This is a genomic window from Phyllobacterium chamaecytisi, from assembly GCF_020164455.1.
GTDB lineage: Bacteria > Pseudomonadota > Alphaproteobacteria > Rhizobiales > Rhizobiaceae > Phyllobacterium > Phyllobacterium chamaecytisi.
This window is the reverse complement of the sequence record NZ_JAIQWW010000021.1, coordinates 22,417-42,107: the sequence shown is the minus strand read 5'-3', so window position 1 is coordinate 42,107 and position 19,691 is coordinate 22,417. Positions and strand designations below refer to the sequence as shown.

15 protein-coding genes and 1 pseudogene are annotated in these 19,691 nt (G+C 57.5%); 11 read left to right on the top strand and 5 right to left on the bottom strand.

Annotated elements, in window-relative coordinates:
- Positions 1–130 precede the first annotated feature (130 nt).
- The 8 genes from hemH to LB462_RS25310 all read left to right on the top strand — a co-directional run bounded on the left by hemH (position 131) and on the right by LB462_RS25310 (position 4,196).
- A complete protein-coding gene (hemH, locus tag LB462_RS25345; protein WP_224513769.1) occupies positions 131–1,180 on the top strand; it encodes a ferrochelatase in 1,050 nt (349 codons plus the stop codon).
- Positions 1,181–1,250: 70 nt separating this feature from the next.
- Positions 1,251–1,520, top strand: coding sequence for a type II toxin-antitoxin system ParD family antitoxin (locus LB462_RS25340; RefSeq protein ID WP_224513767.1), 270 nt, complete (start codon positions 1,251–1,253; stop codon positions 1,518–1,520).
- 3 nt (positions 1,521–1,523) lie between these two features.
- The gene (locus LB462_RS25335; RefSeq protein WP_224513766.1) at positions 1,524–1,862 is read left to right on the top strand and encodes a type II toxin-antitoxin system RelE/ParE family toxin; all 339 of its coding nucleotides are present in this window, start codon (positions 1,524–1,526) and stop codon (positions 1,860–1,862) included.
- On the top strand, positions 1,840–2,151 hold the full coding sequence (locus LB462_RS25330) for a HigA family addiction module antitoxin (protein WP_224513765.1): 312 nt from the start codon (positions 1,840–1,842) through the stop codon (positions 2,149–2,151). Before LB462_RS25335 ends, LB462_RS25330 begins: the two co-directional genes overlap by 23 nt.
- Before the next feature lie 71 nt (positions 2,152–2,222).
- Positions 2,223–3,215, top strand: a complete 993-nt coding sequence (locus tag LB462_RS25325) for an SPFH domain-containing protein (RefSeq protein ID WP_224513763.1) — start codon at positions 2,223–2,225, stop codon at positions 3,213–3,215.
- Positions 3,216–3,238: 23 nt separating this feature from the next.
- Positions 3,239–3,697, top strand: coding sequence for an NfeD family protein (locus LB462_RS25320; RefSeq protein WP_224513761.1), 459 nt, complete (start codon positions 3,239–3,241; stop codon positions 3,695–3,697).
- Between the two features lie 61 nt (positions 3,698–3,758).
- Entirely contained in the window at positions 3,759–3,995 is a 237-nt protein-coding gene (locus tag LB462_RS25315; protein ID WP_224513759.1) for a DUF1902 domain-containing protein, read from the top strand.
- Positions 3,996–3,998: 3 nt separating this feature from the next.
- Positions 3,999–4,196, top strand: a complete 198-nt coding sequence (locus LB462_RS25310; protein WP_224513757.1) for a type II toxin-antitoxin system HicA family toxin — start codon at positions 3,999–4,001, stop codon at positions 4,194–4,196.
- A 12-nt stretch (positions 4,197–4,208) separates the two neighbouring features.
- Here LB462_RS25310 and LB462_RS25305 read toward each other — a convergent pair whose 3' ends face one another.
- Positions 4,209–5,204 (bottom strand): KpsF/GutQ family sugar-phosphate isomerase, encoded by a 996-nt coding sequence (locus LB462_RS25305; protein WP_114430226.1) that lies wholly within the window; start codon positions 5,202–5,204, stop codon positions 4,209–4,211.
- Between the two features lie 135 nt (positions 5,205–5,339).
- Between LB462_RS25305 and LB462_RS25300 the strand changes: the two genes are divergently transcribed.
- Positions 5,340–7,103 (top strand): outer membrane beta-barrel protein, encoded by a 1,764-nt coding sequence (locus tag LB462_RS25300; RefSeq protein ID WP_224513755.1) that lies wholly within the window; start codon positions 5,340–5,342, stop codon positions 7,101–7,103.
- A gap of 215 nt (positions 7,104–7,318) precedes the next feature.
- Here LB462_RS25300 and LB462_RS25295 read toward each other — a convergent pair whose 3' ends face one another.
- Both LB462_RS25295 and galU read right to left on the bottom strand, forming a co-directional pair.
- Positions 7,319–8,872 carry an acetolactate synthase large subunit gene (locus LB462_RS25295; protein WP_224513753.1) on the bottom strand — a complete coding sequence of 518 codons (1,554 nt, stop codon included), beginning with the start codon at positions 8,870–8,872 and terminating at the stop codon, positions 7,319–7,321.
- A gap of 115 nt (positions 8,873–8,987) precedes the next feature.
- Positions 8,988–9,890: a UTP--glucose-1-phosphate uridylyltransferase GalU gene (galU, locus tag LB462_RS25290; protein WP_112531715.1), complete on the bottom strand. Its 903-nt coding sequence runs from the start codon at positions 9,888–9,890 to the stop codon at positions 8,988–8,990.
- A gap of 305 nt (positions 9,891–10,195) precedes the next feature.
- Between galU and LB462_RS25285 the strand changes: the two are divergent.
- Positions 10,196–11,335, top strand: a pseudogene (locus tag LB462_RS25285) (lytic murein transglycosylase); the annotation flags it as partial.
- 242 nt (positions 11,336–11,577) lie between these two features.
- Complete coding sequence (locus LB462_RS25280) at positions 11,578–12,825, top strand: SGNH/GDSL hydrolase family protein (protein ID WP_224513742.1); 1,248 nt, start codon at positions 11,578–11,580, stop codon at positions 12,823–12,825.
- Positions 12,826–12,995: 170 nt separating this feature from the next.
- Here the strand turns inward: LB462_RS25280 and LB462_RS25275 are convergent, their stop codons facing one another.
- Both LB462_RS25275 and gltB read right to left on the bottom strand, forming a co-directional pair.
- Positions 12,996–14,450 carry a glutamate synthase subunit beta gene (locus LB462_RS25275; protein WP_224513733.1) on the bottom strand — a complete coding sequence of 485 codons (1,455 nt, stop codon included), beginning with the start codon at positions 14,448–14,450 and terminating at the stop codon, positions 12,996–12,998.
- A gap of 58 nt (positions 14,451–14,508) precedes the next feature.
- The gene (gene gltB, locus LB462_RS25270) at positions 14,509–19,227 is read right to left on the bottom strand and encodes a glutamate synthase large subunit (RefSeq protein ID WP_224513731.1); all 4,719 of its coding nucleotides are present in this window, start codon (positions 19,225–19,227) and stop codon (positions 14,509–14,511) included.
- Positions 19,228–19,691: the final 464 nt, after the last annotated feature.

Sequence of the window (19,691 nt, the reverse complement as noted above, 5' to 3'; positions counted from 1 at the left end):
TTCGAGAACCGGAGCGGAGTGAACTTTTGGGTTCATAAGCACCGGATCGTAGAAAAGCGCCATTTGCAGGCCGTCATGGCGCGAATATCAACAGAACCTGGGTTCCACGCCCAGAAGTGGAGTGTTGCATATGGCAATTTCGGGAGGTGATCTGTCGGCGGTAAAAAAGCCGGAAGACCATCCGCACATCGAAACATCGAAGATCGGCGTTCTCCTCGTCAATCTGGGCACGCCGGACGGCACCGACAAAACGTCAATGCGGCGCTATCTGAAGGAATTTCTTTCGGACAAGCGCGTCATCGAGTGGCCTCGTGCCATCTGGCTGCCGGTTCTCTACGGCATTGTGCTCAACACCCGCCCGAAGAAATCCGGCGCACTTTATGACAAGATCTGGAACCGCGAGCGCAACGAATCTCCCTTGCGCACCTACACGCGTTCGCAGAGTGAAAAGCTCGGCGCGGCGCTTGCCTCGCATTCTGAGATCGTCGTCGATTGGGGTATGCGCTATGGTCAGCCGTCGATTGAGCAGGCGCTGGAGCGGCTGGACAAGCAGGGTTGCAAGCGCATCCTGATGTTTCCGCTCTATCCGCAATATTCGGCAACGACGACCGCGACGGTCAACGACAAGTTTTTCGAAGCGCTGATCAAGATGCGCTTCATGCCCGCAACGCGCACTGTTCCCTCCTATCAGGACGAAGCCGTCTATATCGATGCCCTCGCGACTTCCATTGAAAAGCACTACGCGACGCTTGATTTCGAACCGGAGGTGCTGATCGCCTCCTATCACGGCATACCGCAGAGCTATTTCAAGCGCGGCGACCCCTACCCCTGCCATTGCTGGAAGACGACGCGGCTACTGCGCGAGCGGCTCGGCTGGAGCGAGGACAAGCTGATCACCTGTTTCCAGTCGCGTTTCGGCCCTGAAGAATGGATGCAACCCTACGCGGACAAGACATTGGAGAAACTCGCCAGGGAAGGCGTCAAATCCGTTGCTGTCTTCAACCCGGGTTTCGTTTCGGATTGTCTCGAAACGCTAGAGGAAATCGCGGTCGCAGGCGCCGAAATCTTCCATCACAATGGCGGCGTCAACTTCACCCATATCCCCTGCCTCAACGATAGTGACGAAGGCATGAAGGTCATCGAGACGCTTGTCCGCCGCGAATTGCAGGGCTGGGTCTGATACGAAAGTTTGCCTTGGCATTGGTGGGATTTCATCCTACCATAAAGAGGAAACGCATCGGACATTGGCTATGGTCGAAAAACTCAGCATTACATTACCGTCGGAAATGGTGAACGCTATTAAGAGCCGCGTTGAGGCAGGCTCCTATGCGTCTACAAGTGAGGTATTGCGGGAGGCCATGCGCTTGTTGTTGCGGCAAGAGGAAGAACATTCCGAGCGCATGGCTGCGATTCGCGCAAGGATTCAACGATCATTGAACGATCCGCGACCAAATCTGTCGAGCAAACAAGCTCGACATCATCTTGACGATCTTTACGCAAAACATCAGACAGTCAAATAGCACGTGAGGCGTTTTCCGGTCGAGTATCGCCCAGAAGCGATAGCTGATCTTGACGGAATATTCGAATATGTTCTCCATAAAAGTGGCGACGTAGTAACCGCAATTCGGTTCACTGACCGCATCTACAATCGATGCGAAAAAGTAGGGAATGCTCCATTGGGTGGCGTTAAGCGAGACGATCTGTCTGTCGGCATAAGGCTCGTGCCATTCGAAAGGAGCGCTGTCATTCTCTATCGCGTAGAAAATGATACGGTATGGATCGTAAATGTCTTCGCGGGGGGCCGTGACTATGCGGCCATCATGAATGGAGGAGGCAATTATGATGGCGAAAGAACGATTTGACCTTACACTTCCCCACCCCGGTGAGATTCTGCGCGAGGATTTTCTGATTCCCATGAATCTTTCCGTTTATGCATTGGCCAAGGCTATCGGCGTTACCCGCCCGCGCATCAACGAAATTGTGCATGGCAAGCGGGCCATCACACCGGAAACAGCACTAAGACTCGCCCGTTATTTCGGAACCTCCGCAGAGTTGTGGCTGAACCTCCAGATGAAATACGATCTCGACATCGCCAAGGAGCGGCTCGAGCAGGACATCGAGGTGATCGCGCCGCATAAATCTGCAGCGTAGTTGTGAGCTACCGGCATAACGATCCATATCTTATTGACGCTGCCCATGAGGTCAGCCAGGGGAGGCCATAAATGAGCGGTTTTGACTTCACGATACCAGTACTTGTCGTTCTCGTACTTGTGGTTCTGTTTGCGGGCGTCAAGACAGTGCCGCAAGGCTACAACTATACGATCGAACGCTTCGGCAAATACACGCGCACCCTTGCGCCCGGCCTCAACCTCATCGTGCCGTTCTTCGATCGTATCGGCGCCAAGCTGAACATGATGGAGCAGGTGCTGAACGTTCCGACCCAGGAAGTCATCACCAAGGACAATGCCAACATCGCCGTCGATGGCATCGCCTTCTACCAGATCCTCAATGCGCCACAGGCGGCCTATCAAGTCAGCGGGCTGCAGAATGCCATACTCAACCTGACTATGACCAATATTCGTACCGTCATGGGCTCCATGGTTCTCGACGAGCTCCTGTCCAATCGCGATACGATCAATGATCGCCTGTTACGGGTCGTCGACGAAGCTGCGCATTCATGGGGCATCAAGATGACGCGCGTCGAGATCAAGGATATCAATCCACCGCAGGACCTCCTCGACTCGATGGGACGCCAGATGAAGGCGGAGCGCGATAAACGCGCCGTCGTGCTTGAAGCGGAAGGCACAAGGGCAGCGCAGATCCTGCGTGCCGAAGGTCTCAAGCAGGCGCAGATCCTCGAAGCCGAGGGCAGGCGCGAGGCCGCCTTCCGCGAAGCCGAAGGCCGTGAGCGTCTGGCCGAGGCCGAAGCCAAGGCGACGGAATTTGTTTCTGCCGCAATCAGCGGCGGCAACGTGCAGGCGCTCAACTATTTCGTGGCACAGAAATACACCGAGGCATTTGGCAAGTTTGCCACCAGCCCCAACCAGAAGGTCATCCTGATGCCGATGGAAGCGTCCGCTCTCATCGGCTCGCTCGGCGGTATCGGCGCGATTGCCCGTGAGGTGTTTGGCGACAATGCTGCGACAAGCCCCACCACCCCGTCGACACCACCCGCACGCGGCCGCAGCGTTCCGGGCACCGGGTCAAATTCATGATCCTGGCGAGAGGAGGCGCTTAGATGCTGGAACGCCTGTTTTCCGAGCTTGGACCCTGGAACTGGGTGGTTCTCGGGCTGGTCCTGATGATCCTTGAAGTAGCAGCGCCGGGGATATTCTTCCTGTGGTTCGGTATCGCAGCGCTCATCGTTGGCGGAATCGCCATCCTGTTTGGCGATACCTCCTGGATGCATTGGCAGATTCAGGTCATCCTGTTCCTGATCCTCTCCGTCATCGCCGTCTTTATCGGCCGCAGGCTGATCGGCGCAACGGATGTCGAATCGGACGAACCGCTGCTCAACAGGCGTGGCGAACAGCTGATTGGACAGGTGGTGACGCTGGAAGAGGCAACGGTCAACGGCCGTGGCCGGGCCCGCGTCGGCGATAGTCTGTGGCGCGTGACGGGACCCGATCTTGCAGCGGGAACGCGCGTGCGTATCACCGGTATCGATCGTGGAACGCTCGTGGTTGAGGCGGTCTAGGCTCGCTATAAGACTATTGTCTTGTTTGCTGCACCGCTCGCGCCTGTGATATGCTCAAGCAATGAAGAACAAAACACCAAGCTTTGTTGTCTCTGTTTTCGAGGAAGATGGCGTCTGGATCGGCGTCAACGATGACCTGCCAATAGCCACGGAAGCACCAAGCTATGGTGAGCTGCTCGAAAGGGTCTGGGAGATCGCGCCGGAGATAGCCGTTCTGAATGGCTGGGTGAGCGATCCAAAGAAGCTTCGCCTCCGCTTTTATATTGAAAAGGATAATCCCATAGCAAAGGCACTCTAATACGTGGGTGCAAGTCTTTATCGGGAACTCACCGATCTACTGAGCAAATCCGGATGCAAATTCGTACGCCAGGCTAAGGGTAGCCACGAATACTGGAGCAGTCCGATCACAAACCGGTTCTTTGTCGTTCCCTCAAACATCGAAAAACGCCACACAGCCAACGCTGTTTTAAAACAAGCTGGCCTACCTAAAGCATTCTGAGCACTAACAGAGTCACGCTGCCCCTATCCTGAGCAAATCATGGAAATGCACGATCCCGACCGGGACATTCTTTTCGGTCACGATCAGCGCGCCGATATTGTGATCGTTGAGCAGCGCCAGCGCCGCGCTTGCCAGCATCGTCGGAGGCACGGTCTTGGGTTGCCGCGTCATGATCTCATCGACGGTCATCGTCGCCAGATTGCGATGCAGATTGCGTGAAAGGTCGCCATCGGTGATGATCCCGGCGAGTGTCCCCTCGTCATCGAGCACGGCCACGCAGCCAAAGCGCTTGTCTGCCAGCACCTTCATCGCCTCGGGCATCGGCATGCCGAGCGGCACCAGCGGAAGCTGGTCGCCGCGATGCATGATCTCGCGCACATGGGTGAGACTTGCGCCGAGCGATCCGCCCGGGTGGAAGGTCTTGAAATCGCCCGCGGTGAAGCCCCGCGCTTCCAGCAGCGCCACTGCAACCGCATCACCCATGGCGAGCTGCATCAGCGTCGAAGTCGTAGGCGCCAGGCCGTGTGGACAGGCTTCCGTCACCCGCGGCATCAAAAGCACCACGTCGGCGGCCGTTGCCAGCGCCGAATTCTCGCCCGCGGTCACGGCGATCAGGGGAATACGAAAGCGCCTCGAATAGCTGACGATACCCTTGAGCTCCGCCGTGTCTCCAGACCAGGAAATGGCGAGAATGGCATCGTCGACGGCAATCATGCCGAGATCACCGTGATTGGCCTCGGAGGGATGCACGAAGAAAGCCGGCGTACCCGTTGAAGCGAAGGTCGCTGCTATTTTCGAGCCGATATGGCCGCTCTTGCCGACGCCGGTGACGATGATGCGTCCGCGCACTCCGGCAATCATTTCGATCGCCTTGCAAAACGCCTCGGCCAGAGGACCTTCCAGCGCACTGCTCAGCGCGGCCAGTCCGTCTTTCTCGGTTGAAATTGTCCGCCTGGCCGAATCGACGGCTGCGGTTTTGTCCAGTTCGGTATCGTTTATTGCCTGCATGGCCGCAACCGTTAGCGCCTCTGCTCGCCGCTGTCCAATATTTGTTCGCCGCAGCACCATACAGCTGCATCAGTTAGCCAGTCGTTAACCATGGCTCTTTACCATCCTTAACGTTCGAACCCGTTGGCAAACCTATTGACGCACATTTCTCAACCACGCTTGGAAGCACCGCCATCAGGCGGCGACTTCAGGACTGCAATCAATGTCTGCCTGATGGCAGCGTTGCTCAGCAGCAGCGTGTTTGCTTTTCTCCCCCTGGCTCATGCCCAGCAAGCAACGCCGCTACGCGGCACCCTGCAGGACAATTCTGTGCAGGTTCAGGCGCAAAATAACAATGATTCCAACGGCTCGCCAACGACCAATCCACCAAATGCCCCTCCTTCGCCAACGGATAGCGGCATACCGTCACGACGCTACGAGCCCGTCAGTCCGGGTGCGCTGCCGCCTGATGATGACAATGGCAATCTCGGCCTGCTGGGCGTTCCGCTGGATGATGGTTCGCCGCCCGCCGGTCCCACCGACAATAGCGGCGGCCTGAACCCGGACTCTGCCGCCCTGCCCGGCGCCGAGACCGCACCTGTACCCGCCGCGCGCCCGCTCCGCTTGCGTCCCGGTGAGCGATCGCTGCTGGACGAAGAACGCGCCGACACATTCGATAACGGCCCGATCGAGCAAAACAGGGAAGCCAACCCGCCCGCAAGTCGCACCGATCGCGACAATCTTCCGGAACCAGCGCTCGAACGCCGCATCATCCGGCCAGATCCGGAGCCCTTCGCGCCGCTCGGTATCAGGGCGGGTATCGTGACGCTCCGCCCCTCCATCAGCACCGGACTGCGCGCCACCACCAATGCCGATGGCAGCTCGGACGGCAGCGCCGCACTCTTGTCGGAGACGCGCCTGCGCGCCCGCGCCACCACGGATTGGGCGCGCCACTCGGCCTGGCTCGATTTCGATGGCACCTATGACAGGACGATTTCAGGCGAGGAGTATTCCGCCCCGAATGTCGGCCTGCGCGGCGGGATGCAGCTCGACCTTGGCGAACGCACCACCGTAGAGGGCGAGATGGGCTATCGGTACCGGCAGGAAGACCCGAGCGCACCGACAACCATTATCGGAACGTCGAACCGGCCCGCCGTCCAGGAGCTCGATGGCAGTCTCGGTGTGCGCAAGGAATTCGGCAAATTCTTCGCGGATGTGAAGGGCAATGTCGATCGCACCGTCTATGGCAATGCGGAATTCTCCGATGGCTCCGTCGTCAGCCAGAAGGACCGCAACAACACCTTTGCCAGCATTGCACTGCGGGGTGGCTTCGAAATGTCTCCGGCCATCAAGCCTTTCGCCGAGGTTGAAATCGGCAAGTTGATGTATGACGAGAAGGAAGATTCGAATGGCTTCCAGCGTTCCGGCGTTCGCACGGGCCTGCGCGGCGGTGTCGAGGTCGATTTTGCCGAAAAGCTGGCGGGGGAGTTCGCGCTTGGCTACCTGCGCCAAGGCATAGACGACGACCGGCTTTCGCCGGTGGATGGGCTCAGCATCGACGGCGCCCTCAAATGGTCACCGCAGCGTGGAACCGATGTGGATATAGGTCTGCTCACCCGCGTCGAAGGAGCCACGGCACCCGGCGACAGCGGCTCGATTTTCTACGAGGGCACGGTCGGCATCAAGCGGCAGGCGCGCGCCAATCTCGATCTCAAGGCAACGCTGATTGCATCGCTGCGCGACAACAAGGACGGATCGGGCTGGGACAAGGGCTTTGGCGCTGAAATCGGCGCGACCTACTGGTTCAATCGTTTCTTCGGCTTTGATATCAGCGCCCGGCATGAATTCACCCGCAGCGAAGTTGAATCGCGCCAGACCGATGAAACCAGCATTTTCATGGGTGTGACGCTGCAGCGGTAGGATCGATCCGCTCTTGAAATTAAGTTTAGGAAGGCGCTGTGCGCGGTTCGACAAGCTCACCATGAGGGAGGTTGAGGATTGCGACGATAGTCGCCAACGTTGCGTCTCTTGGCTCCCAACAATCAACCCACCTCCCTCATGGTGAGCTTGTCGAACCACGCACAGGGGAAACTGTCCAAGAGTTTATTGGGACCACTGAATAGACAAAATCTGCTCTAGATAACGGCTTCGATGAGAAACGGGCCGCGGCGCTTCAAGACGCCATCCAGAAGGTCGTCAAACTGTTCGCAGGTATCGACGCGAGCGGCCTCTACCCCCATCCCTTTTGCGATCGATACCCAATCCAGCGACGGTTGATCGAGATCAAGCATCCGCCGCGCATTCTCCTCAATTTTTGCAACTCCCACCTTCTGCATTTCCATATGCAGGACGGCATATGTGCGATTGGAAAAAATGATCGTGACGACGTCAAGATTTTCACGGGCCTGTGTCCAAAGTCCCTGCAAGGTGTACATGGCGCTTCCATCCGCCTGCAGGTTGAAGACCTTCCTGTCCGGACACGCTATTGCGGCGCCAGTCGCCATGGGAATACCGTTGCCAATCGCCCCGCCTGTCGTCATGAGGAAATCATGCGGCGCCGCAAATTCAGACAGCGCAAACAAACGCCGTGCAGACGTGATTGCTTCATCACAAACGATCGCATTCTCGGGCAGCTTTCGCGCCACCATCACAGCGATTGCATCGTCGGTCAGTTGTCCGTTTGGAACGGACTCGTCCGGCATCGCGCTTGACCGCAGCGGTGACTGCGTCCGTTTCACGCCCAGTTCATCACGAAGAGCTTCCAGCGCGCCTTCTAAATCCTCACCGTGCTTCGCCAGAGCAAGAACTTGGCAATCGTTGTGTACAAGGCGGCTGGGCTTGCCGGGATAGGCGAAAAAGGCCACCGGTTCCACGGCTCCAACAAGGATCAGCACCTCAATATCGCTCAGAGTTTCGATTGCTGCATCGATCGGATAAGGGATACGGGTCGGAGCGACACGGCCGGCGCCGCGCGCCATTCGCGCGATGCCAACCTCCCCGAAAAGGCGAACATTTCTCGCCGCAGCGATCTGCCCGGCAATCTCGAGGGCGTCGGGCTGTGCAGCGGTACCGCCGACCAGAATCCCGACTCGGCCGGGTGCACTTCGGATGGCATCCGCAATTCCCCGCACCCTGTCAGTCGGAACGCCAGACAGGGCCGGAAGCACGACCTTGTTCCGTGGCACAGCTTCAGCGTCACCCCACGCGGCATCGGCGGGCAGGATCAACGTTGCAATGCCTGGTGGCACGAGCGAGGCGCGGTAGGCTGCCTCGGTCGCAGGACCAACATCGGCTGGACCACTGATGCGATAAACCCAGTTTGACATTGGCGCCGCCAGGCCGTCGATGTCCGTGGTGAGCGGTGCATCGAATGGAAGATGATAGGAGGCATGATCGCCCACGACATTTATCATCGGTACACGGGCGCGGCGGGCGTTGTGGAGATTGGCAAGTCCGTTCGCCAGACCTGGTCCGGTGTGGAGCAATGTTGCGGCAGGACGGCCAGTCATTCGGGCGTAGCCATCGGCCGCCCCCGTGACCACACCCTCGAACAGGCCAAGTACACAACGCATCTCGGGCTTGCGATCGAGCGCAGCGACGAAATGCATTTCCGACGTGCCAGGATTGGCGAAACACACCCTTACATCATTGGCCAGAAGTGTGTCGCAAAGCGCATCTGCCCCATTCATTGCCATGCTCCCCCAAGCCCTTGCAATACGATGCGCTGTGCAGAATAGACGCGGGTAGGCGCCTCAGCAAGCCGTCAGGGGAGCGATATTTGATATCCCTCCCCTCGGGCCTCGATCAGCCCTTCTTTGGCTGGATCGTCTTCAGCATATTGCCGATATTGTCGATGACACCATTGCGGATATCCTCCCGCCACAGTGCAAATGCGACGTTGGCCTCGACAAAGCCTTCCTTGGAGCCGGTATCATAAGTGCGGCCTTTGAAATGATAGCCGAAGAAATCCTGCTCTTTGGTCAGCTTCAGCATGGCGTCGGTCAGCTGGATTTCATTGCCGGCGCCGCGTTCCTGATTTTCGAGGATGCTGAAAATCTCCGGCTGCAGGATATAGCGGCCATTGATATAGAGATTGGAGGGAGCTGTGCCTTTGGCGGGCTTTTCCACCATCTGAGTCAGCTCAAAGCCGTTGCCGACAGGTTTGCCCTGACCAACGATGCCATATTTGTGCGTCTCTGCCGGATCGCATTCCTGCACCGCGACGATATTGCCGCCCGATTGATTATAGAGCTCCACCATATCCGCGAGACAGCCATTTTTTTCCGGCTGCATGATCATGTCCGGCAAAAGCAGCGCGAAAGGTTCGTCACCGACAATGTCACGCGCGCACCAGACCGCGTGGCCGAGACCCATCGGCACCTGCTGGCGGGTAAAACTCGTCGTTCCGGGACCAGGCTGGATTCCCTGCAACTCATCCAGCAGAGCGGTCTTGCCGCGTTCCGACAGGGTTTGATAGAGCTCGTACTGAACATCGAAATAATCTTCGATGACCGCCTTGTTGCGGCCGGTTACGAAAATGAAATGCTCGATACCGGCCTCACGTGCTTCGTCCACCACATACTGAATGACCGGCTTGTCGACGACCGTCAGCATTTCTTTCGGAATGGATTTTGTTGCTGGAAGAACACGGGTGCCAAAGCCCGCAACTGGAAAGACGGCCTTACGTATCTTCTTGGCTTCGGACATCATTACCTCGTTACTGATTACGATTGATATTGCGGGAATTTCCTCGATAGACTTTTTTGTCCCAAAGACCCAAAATGCACAGGTCTGTAAAATAAATAATCGTTGCCGGTGTTAATGTAGGCAATGGCGGTGCGTTTGCCCATGCATGGTAAACCAATTCCTAACTTTGACGTGCGTAATTTATCCTTTGACCCAAAATGACGGAAATGAGGAAAGACATGATTGGAGGTTTAGCAACGTTTTCGAAAAACGCGCTGATCGTTGCCGCCGCAGCAGGCATCGCTTTTGCAGGTGCGATCAATAATGCGGCTGCCGATGCAAAGTTCCAGAGCTGGATCGCGGATTTCCGCGGCACTGCACTGAACAGCGGCGTTTCGGCGTCCACGTTTAACCGTGCCTTTGCCGGCGTCACCGAAATCGATCCGGAAGTCCTGCAGAAAGCCCAGTCCCAACCGGAATTCACCGAGCCTGTGTGGGGCTATCTCGACAATCGCGTCAACGAACAATCCATCGCGACCGGTCGCGAGATGTCGCGCAAATACAGCCGCTGGCTCGGCGCTATCGAAAAGTCGTTTGGCGTCGATCGCAATATCCTTCTTGCGATCTGGTCGATGGAAACCAATTTCGGCGAGATCATGAAGCGCGACGATGTGATGCGGGACGCCGTCCGCTCGCTCGCCACCCTTGCCTATGCCGATCCGCGCCGGGCCAAATATGCCCGTACGCAGTTGATCGCCGCGATGAAGATCCTGCAGAAAGGCGATATCGATCGCAGCCATCTGACCGGTTCATGGGCGGGCGCGCTCGGGCACACCCAGTTCATTCCGACAAGCTATCTGGCTTATGCCGTCGATATGGATGGTAATGGCAAGCGCGACATCTGGAACTCTGTGCCTGACGCCTTGGCCACCGCCGCCAATCTCTTGCACAAGAATGGCTGGCAGCCAGGTCAGACGTGGGGTTATGAAGTTGTTCTGCCGGCTGGCCGCAAATTCCCGGCCGGTTCACGCACCATTGCGGAATGGCAAAGCATTGGTGTCGTTCGCGCCAACGGCAAGGCCTTTCCGCGTGGTGGCGAAAAGGCAACGTTGAAGGTGCCGGATGGGCGCGGAGGCCCTGCGTTCCTGATGACACGCAATTTCTACGTTCTGAAGAACTACAACAACGCAGATAAATATGCGCTTGGTGTCGGCCTTCTGGCCGATCAGATCGGTGGCTCTTCGGGGTTGCGTCAAGAATGGAATCGTCCCTTCACGCCCATTACCATGAAGGAGCGCGAAGAATTGCAAAACCATCTGCGCGAACTCGGCTATTATGACGGAAAGGTCGACGGCAAGATCGGTGACGGCTCGCGCAATGCGATCCAGGCGTTCCAGAAGCAGATGGGCCTGGATCCCGACGGCCACCCGAGCATGGAAGTGCTGACGGTGATAAGGAAGAAGTAGCAACAGCGCGTGCAGATTATCTCTCCCCTTGTGGGAGAGAAAGCGATTTCAGCATCTTAGCCCTTGCTAAGTGCTAGAAATCGCAAGAGAGGGGATTTTTAACTCAGAACATTATCCCCTCTCTTGGATTTTCTAAGGATTTAGCAAAGAGGCTAAATCCAAGAAAATCCTTTCTCCCCCACAAGGAGGGAGATAAGCTCCGGCGTGGTCGGTGCAAATCTCGAAGGCCGCAGGATAGACTTATGGATTGCAATCAATTCGGTGTCCGGCAGGACAGAGGGGAGCGTTTTAGGCCGATCCGCCGCGCACCCCTGTTGCTTTCATTGGTTCTCGCCCTTGCGGCCACCCTCGTCTTCACCGAAACCGCCTCTGCCCGCACAATCCTCGACATGCTGTTCGGACCGCGCCAGATATATCGCGAAAATACGGACCGGCTCATTGAAGATGGCAACGGCAGGAGGGTTCGCCCGCCCGCCCGGAACCGCCCGATCAAGCGCGCACGCCCGCGTTCCGCGGCCCCGCAAGCCTCTGCCCGGCCGAGCACCACAGTGAAAGAAGCCGGTATCCCGGAGAAATTGCCGGACGCCAAGACAGTCCTCATTGTCGGCGACTTCATGGCAAAGGGCCTTGCGGAGGGTCTCGATGAAGCATTCATCGATTCGCCCGGCGTTCGCGTCGTTGATAAAAGCGATGGTTCCTCTGGCTTTGTCCGCGATGATCATCGCGATTGGCCGGCGACGATCGGCGCAATGATCGAAGCGGAGAAGCCCTCGGTCGTTATCATGATGGCGGGTGCAAATGATCGCCAGCAATTTGCCGACGGCCAGACCCTGTTGAGCGATGAGTGGGACAAGGAATATCAGGCGAGGATCAACGCCTTTCTCGAAGCCGTCAAGAAGACAGGCCGTCCGGTCGTGTGGGTCGGCCAACCCTCCTACAAGACCAAGAGCATGACCAATGATGTGCTGGCCTTCAACGAAATCTATCGCAATGCGGCCGAGAAGGCCGATGGCACATTTGTCGATGTCTGGGACGGATTCGTTGACCAGAGCGGCAGTTTCACCCTGTCGGGTTTTGACATGTCCGGCCAGACGGCGCGGCTGCGCAATAATGACGGTATCGGCCTGACGCCCGCCGGCAAACGCAAGCTCGCTTTCTACGTGGAGAAGCCCTTGCGGCAGATGCTGGGCAATGCAACCTCACCCAACATCGCTGCAATCAAACCGGGTGCACCGGTGCAGGCGCTTCCAGGGACGCCGCAGGCTCCTGTGAAGGTCGACCGGCTTGCCCCGATCAGCCTTAACGATCCCGAACTCGATGGCGGCACCGAACTTCTCGGCGCCGCGCCGCGTGCGCCAGTGCCGGAAAAATCCGCGCGAGACCGGCTGGTCATTGATGGAGTAGCACCGGAAAGTCAGCCGGGTCGGGTCAATGATTTTTCCTGGCCGAAGCAACCGGATGCAACTCCGACCACCGGTGCCGTACGTTGATTAGAGCCTCGTGCGACGAGTTCGACAGTGCCCATCGTTTCCTGCAGAGTTCTTGCGTGGAACGGTGCGATTCCTACGCATGAATCGTCGAAACTGATGCAAGAATCATCGAATCTGGCGCAAGAATTTCAACCGGAACGTGAATTTTCGTTGTTCCGGGTTGAAAACTCTTATCGCGGCAGCACCGAAGCGCCCATCAATGCCGCATCAATGGATTGCGCCGCCTGACGGCCCTCGCGGATCGCCCAGACCACCAGTGATTGCCCGCGACGCACGTCGCCAGCCGTGTAGAGCTTGTCGACGCTGGTGCGGTAATTCTTGTCATCCGCTGCAACCGAACGGTTACCACGGCGATCGGCTCGCATGTCGAGCGAACCTGCCAGCTCCTTGACGATCCCATCCTCGAACGGACCGGAAAAACCGATGGCGATGAACGCCAGGTCGGCCTTGATGAAAAAGTCTGTGCCGGCGATCGGCTTGCGCGCTTCGTCGACTTCGCAGCACTTGACGTGGGTTAACGTGCCATTTTCGCCGATGAATTCAAGCGTTGCCACCTGGAATTCGCGGTCGGCGCCTTCGGCCTGAGAGGAAGATGTGCGCATCTTTGTCGCCCAATACGGCCAGACGCTGAGCTTGTCTTCCTTCTCCGGAGGCTGTGGACGAATGTCGAGCTGCGTGACCTTCACCGCACCCTGACGGAACGCTGTGCCGACGCAGTCGGATGCCGTATCGCCACCGCCGACAACCACCACGTGCTTTCCGGAGGCAACGATCGGGTCGCTCGGCCAGGCGACAGATTCAATGTTCTCGCGGCCAATGCGGCGGTTCTGCTGGACGAGATAATGCATGGCGTCATGAACGCCTTCGAACTCGCCGCCAGGGATACCCGCAGGACGCGGTGTTTCCGCTCCGCCGCAATAGAGCACCGCGTCATAGGTGTCTATAAGCTCTTGAATTGGCTTGTCTATTCCGACATTGACCCCGCAGAAGAACGTAACGCCTTCGCCCTCCATCTGGGTGACACGGCGATCGATGAAGTGCTTCTCCATCTTGAAATCAGGGATCCCGTAGCGAAGCAAACCGCCCGGCCGGCTCTCGCGTTCATAGACATGAACCTCGTGTCCTGCCCGCCCAAGCTGCTGCGCCGCCGCTAACCCAGCCGGCCCCGAACCGATAACCGCGACGGTCCTTCCGGTCTTCGAAACAGCCGGCTGCGGAATGATAAAGCCCTTTTCATAGGCCTTGTCGGCGATCGCCTGTTCTATCGTCTTGATCGAGACCGGCACATCTTCAAGGTTGAGCGTGCAGGCCTCCTCACACGGCGCCGGACAGATTCTTCCGGTAAATTCCGGGAAATTGTTGGTGGAATGCAGGTTTCTGATCGCCTCATCCCAATTGTCGTTGTAAACGAGATCATTCCAGTCAGGAATCTGGTTGTGGATCGGGCAGCCCGTCGGGCCATGGCAAAACGGAATTCCGCAATCCATGCAGCGTGCAGCCTGCTTTTTGACCTCGCCGTCCGACATGGGAATGGTGAATTCCCTGAAGTGCCGTATACGATCCGACGCGGGCTGATACTTGCCGACCTGCCGGTCGATCTCGAGAAAACCTGTAACCTTACCCATAAAACTGTTCCCATGCTGAGCGTCGCCGCGGCAACGCTCCAAGCGTAAAGCATTGATATTATTCGGCTGCGACACCCATCCGCATGCGCTCCATGTCTTCGAGCGCGCGGCGATATTCGACCGGCATGACTTTCACGAATTTCGGCCGGAAGGTTTCCCAATTGTCGAGAATTTCCTTGGCGCGGCCCGAACCCGTATAATGCATGTGGTTCGAGATCAGCTGCACCAGACGCTCTTCATCGTGACGGGTCATATTGCCCGAAACGTCGACGCGCCCCTTGTGCATAAGATCACCGCCGTGATGATGCAGCTTCTCGAGGATGTCGTCCTCCTCTGGAACCGGCTCCAGTTCGACCATCGCCATATTGCAGCGCTGGGCGAAATCGCCTGCTTCATCAAGCACATAGGCGACACCGCCCGACATGCCTGCCGCAAAGTTGCGCCCAGTCTGGCCGATAACCACCACGACGCCGCCGGTCATGTACTCGCAGCCATGATCGCCTGTACCTTCGACGACTGCGATAGCGCCGGAGTTGCGGACAGCAAAACGCTCGCCGGCCACGCCGCGGAAATAGGCCTCGCCCTCGATAGCGCCGTAAAGCACGGTATTGCCGACAATGATCGAGTCTTCCGGCACGATTTTCGTGTTCTCCGGCGGACGGATGACGATGCGGCCGCCGCAAAGGCCCTTGCCGACATAGTCGTTGCCGTCGCCGATCAGTTCGAACGAAATGCCGCGCGCGAGGAACGCCCCGAAGGATTGCCCAGCAGTGCCGGTGAACTTGACGGAGATCGTATCTTCTTTCAGACCCTTATGGCGATAACGCTTGGCGACTTCACCCGACAGCATCGCGCCGGCGGAACGATCGACGTTCTTGATACCCATCTCGATCTTGACCGGAATCTTGGTTTCGAGCGCGGTCTTCGCCTGCTCGATCAGCTTGCGGTCGAGAATATCGACGATCGGGTGGTTCTGCCGTTCGGTCCAGCGTGTCTTCTCCTCGGGCGCCTCCGGCTTGTGGAAAATGCGTGTGAAATCAAGACCCTTGGCCTTCCAGTGGTCGATCATCTCGCGCTTTTCGAGAAGTTCGGCCTTGCCGACAATCTCTTCAAGCTTGGTGTAGCCCATCTCTGCAAGGAACTGCCGCACCTCTTCCGCCATATAGAAGAAGAAATTGATGACATGTTCCGGCGTGCCCTTGAAACGCTTGCGCAAAACCGGATCCTGCGTCGCCACGCCGACCGGACAGGTGTTGAGATGGCACTTGCGCATAAGGATACAACCCGTCGCAATCAAAGGAGCCGTGGAGAAGCCGAACTCGTCGGCGCCAAGCAGCGCACCGATGATGACGTCGCGGCCAGTCCGCAAACCACCGTCCACCTGAAGGGCGATCCGCGAGCGAAGACCATTGAGCACCAGCGTTTGCTGTGTTTCGGCCAGCCCCATTTCCCATGGGCTGCCCGCATGCTTGAGCGATGTTAGCGGCGAAGCGCCCGTTCCGCCGTCGTAACCGGAAATCGTGATGTGATCGGCACGCGCCTTGGCAACACCGGCCGCGACAGTTCCGACGCCGACTTCCGAGACGAGCTTGACCGAGACATCCGCTTCCGGATTGACATTTTTCAGATCGTAGATGAGCTGCGCCAGATCCTCGATGGAATAGATGTCATGGTGAGGCGGCGGCGAAATCAGACCGACACCAGGGGTGGAATGCCGGGTCTTGGCGACAGTCGCATCGACCTTGTGACCAGGCAGCTGACCGCCCTCGCCGGGCTTGGCACCCTGCGCGACCTTGATCTGCATCATGTCGGAATTGACGAGATATTCCGTCGTCACACCAAAACGGCCGGATGCTACCTGCTTGATCGCCGAGCGCTCGGGATTTGGCTTGCCATCGGGGAGCGGATAGAAGCGATCCGGCTCCTCGCCGCCCTCGCCGGTGTTCGACTTGCCGCCGATCCGGTTCATGGCAATGGCCAGCGTCGTATGCGCCTCGCGGCTGATTGAACCGAAGGACATGGCCCCTGTCGAGAACCGCTTGACGATGTCTTTGGCAGGCTCAACCTGATCGATCGGGATGGGCTTGCGGCCGCTATCCGACGCCATTTTGATCTTGAACAGGCCGCGGATCGTCTGTGCCTGCGCCGACTGGCTGTTCACCATGTCGGAATATTCCTTGAACGTCGCCGGCGACTCAGTCCGCACGGCGTGCTGCAGCTTTGCAACTGCGTCGGGCGACCACAGATGCGCCTCGCCTCGGATGCGATAGGCATATTCGCCGCCGACCTCAAGCGTGGTCATCAGCACAGGATCATTGCCAAACGCGTCGCGGTGCCGGCGAACAGTTTCCTCCGCGACCTCTTCCAGGCCCACACCTTCGATCATGGTTGCGGTCCCGAAGAAGTACCGGTCAACAAATTCCGATTTAAGGCCCACCGCATCGAAGATCTGCGCACCGCAATAGGACTGGTATGTGGAAATGCCCATCTTGGACATAACCTTCAAAATGCCTTTGCCAATCGACTTGATGTAGCGCGAGACGATTTCGCGCGAGTCGACTTCCGGCGGGAACTCGCCGCGCTTGTGCATGTCGAGCAACGTGTCGAATGCCAGATAGGGATTGATCGCTTCCGCACCATAGCCGGCAAGGCAGCAAAAATGATGCACTTCGCGCGGCTCACCGGATTCGACCACAAGGCCTACCGATGTGCGCAAGCCTTTGCGGATCAGGTGATGATGAACCGCCGCCACCGCGAGTAGCGCAGGGATCGGGATGCGATCCGGTCCCACCTGACGATCCGAAAGGATGATGATGTTATAACCGCCATGCACCGCTGCCTCGGCGCGGTCGCAAAGCCGCTCGACCGCACCGGCCATGCCGGCCGCGCCCTCTTCCACGTTATAAGCGGTATCCAGTGTCTTTGTGTCGAAACGATCTTCCGTGTGACCGATCGAACGAATCTTTTCCAGGTCACCATTGGTCAGGATCGGCTGGCGCACCTCAAGCCGCTTGCGGCGCGATGTGCCCACCAGATCGAAGATGTTTGGACGCGGTCCGATGAAGGACACAAGGCTCATCACCAGCTCTTCACGGATAGGATCTATCGGCGGGTTGGTGACCTGTGCAAAGTTCTGCTTGAAGTAGGTGTAAAGCATCTTCGACTTGTCAGACATCGCCGAGATCGGTGTGTCCGTACCCATCGAACCAATGGCTTCCTGGCCCGTAGTCGCCATGGGCGCCATCAGGATGCGCGTGTCTTCCTGAGTGTAGCCGAAAGCCTGTTGACGATCGAGAAGACTGACATCCTTGCGCAGCGCGCGTGGTTCCACCGGGCTCAGTTCTTCCAGAATGAGCTGCGTGTTCTTCAGCCACTGCTTGTAAGGATGGCGGTTGGCGATCTCCGACTTGATCGTATCATCTGAAACGATCTCGCCCTTTTCCATGTCGATCAGCAGCATGCGGCCTGGCTGCAGCCGCCACTTCTTGACGATCTTTTCTTCCGGTACGGGCAGAACCCCGGCTTCCGATGCCATGATCACAAAATCATCATCGGTAACGAGATAGCGAGCCGGGCGCAGTCCGTTGCGGTCGAGGGTTGCGCCGATCTGGCGGCCATCAGTGAAGGCAACCGCTGCAGGACCATCCCATGGCTCCATGAGTGCCGCGTGATACTCGTAGAACGCCTTGCGGTCATCGGCCATAAGCTTGTTGCCGGACCATGCTTCCGGAATCAGCATCATCATTGAATGAGCAAGCGAGTACCCGCCCTGGAACAGGAACTCCAATGCGTTATCGAAGCATGCCGTATCCGACTGGCCTTCATAGGAGATGGGCCAGAGCTTGGAAATATCGTTGCCAAAGTACTCGCTGTCGACTGAAGCCTGCCGCGCTGCCATCCAGTTGACGTTGCCGCGCAGCGTGTTGATTTCGCCGTTATGCGCCACCATGCGATAAGGGTGCGCGAGCTTCCATGACGGAAACGTGTTCGTGGAAAACCGCTGATGCACCAGCGCCACCGCGCTCTCGAAACGCGGATCCTTCAGGTCCTTGTAATAGGCGCCGACCTGATAAGCGAGGAACATGCCCTTATAGACGATCGTGCGCGCCGACATGGAAACGACGTAGAAATCGCTCTCCCTGCCGCCATTCTCCTGATAGATGCGGTTCGAAATCACCTTGCGCAGAACATAGAGGCGACCCTCGAAATCCTCGTTGGTTTCGATGTTGGGGTTGCGGCCGATGAAGACCTGCCGGTGGAACGGCTCTGTCGCGGCAATGTGGGGTGCTTTGGATAAGGACGAGTTGTCGACGGGAACATCGCGGAAGCCGATAAGCAATTGTCCTTCGGACGCGATAACTTCGGTGATCACCGCCTCGATATGCGCGCGCTCTTCAGGGTCCTGCGGCATGAACAGGTAACCGACGGCATAGTGGTTGACAGGAGGAAGCTCGACGCCTTTTTCGGCCCAGTCGGCACGGAAGAACGCATCAGGAATCTGTACGAGCAGCCCGGCACCATCGCCCATCAGAGGATCCGCGCCCACAGCACCGCGATGTGTGAGGTTCTCGAGCATGAACAGCCCGTCCTCGATGACCTTGTGCGACTTCACGCCCTTCATATGCGCGATGAAGCCGACGCCGCAGGCATCATGTTCGTTGCGCGGATCATATAGGCCTTGCCGGACAGGAAAGCCTGACGATTTATTGGTTTTGACCGCACGATTCTGTACGGCCTGAGCGAGTTCAGTCGTTACAGATGGCGTCAAATCCGACATCGTCAATTCCTCCGTTTGGCGCCCTCGGCGGGCGGTAATATCTCCTGCTGCGCCACGCGTCTCTTAGACGCGTAAAGGACGCAGCAGCATTTTAATTTTGTGGATAATCCTTTTCAAAAACCGTTTCGGTTTTTGGGATTATCCGCAGGAGACGGAATACCATAATTCCAGTCCCGCTTCATGCGGCATATCTTCCGGTGCGGATTGCGGTCACCATTATAAGGACGGAAGCACCTGCTCACCATCCTCGTTCTTAGTTCGCACATATAGGACAGCAATGCTGTCTTATTATTGTATGCCAGAATTATTCCAAACAAACAAGATGGAAAAGCAAAAAATATCTGCGTCCAACGAAATATCATTGCGCAAAATGCTTCAAAAGTATGCCATTAGTTTCAAAACATGCGATTTCCCCTAAAAGTGAAAGGGGAAATAGCCACTTCCACATGGATAGCACCCGCTGC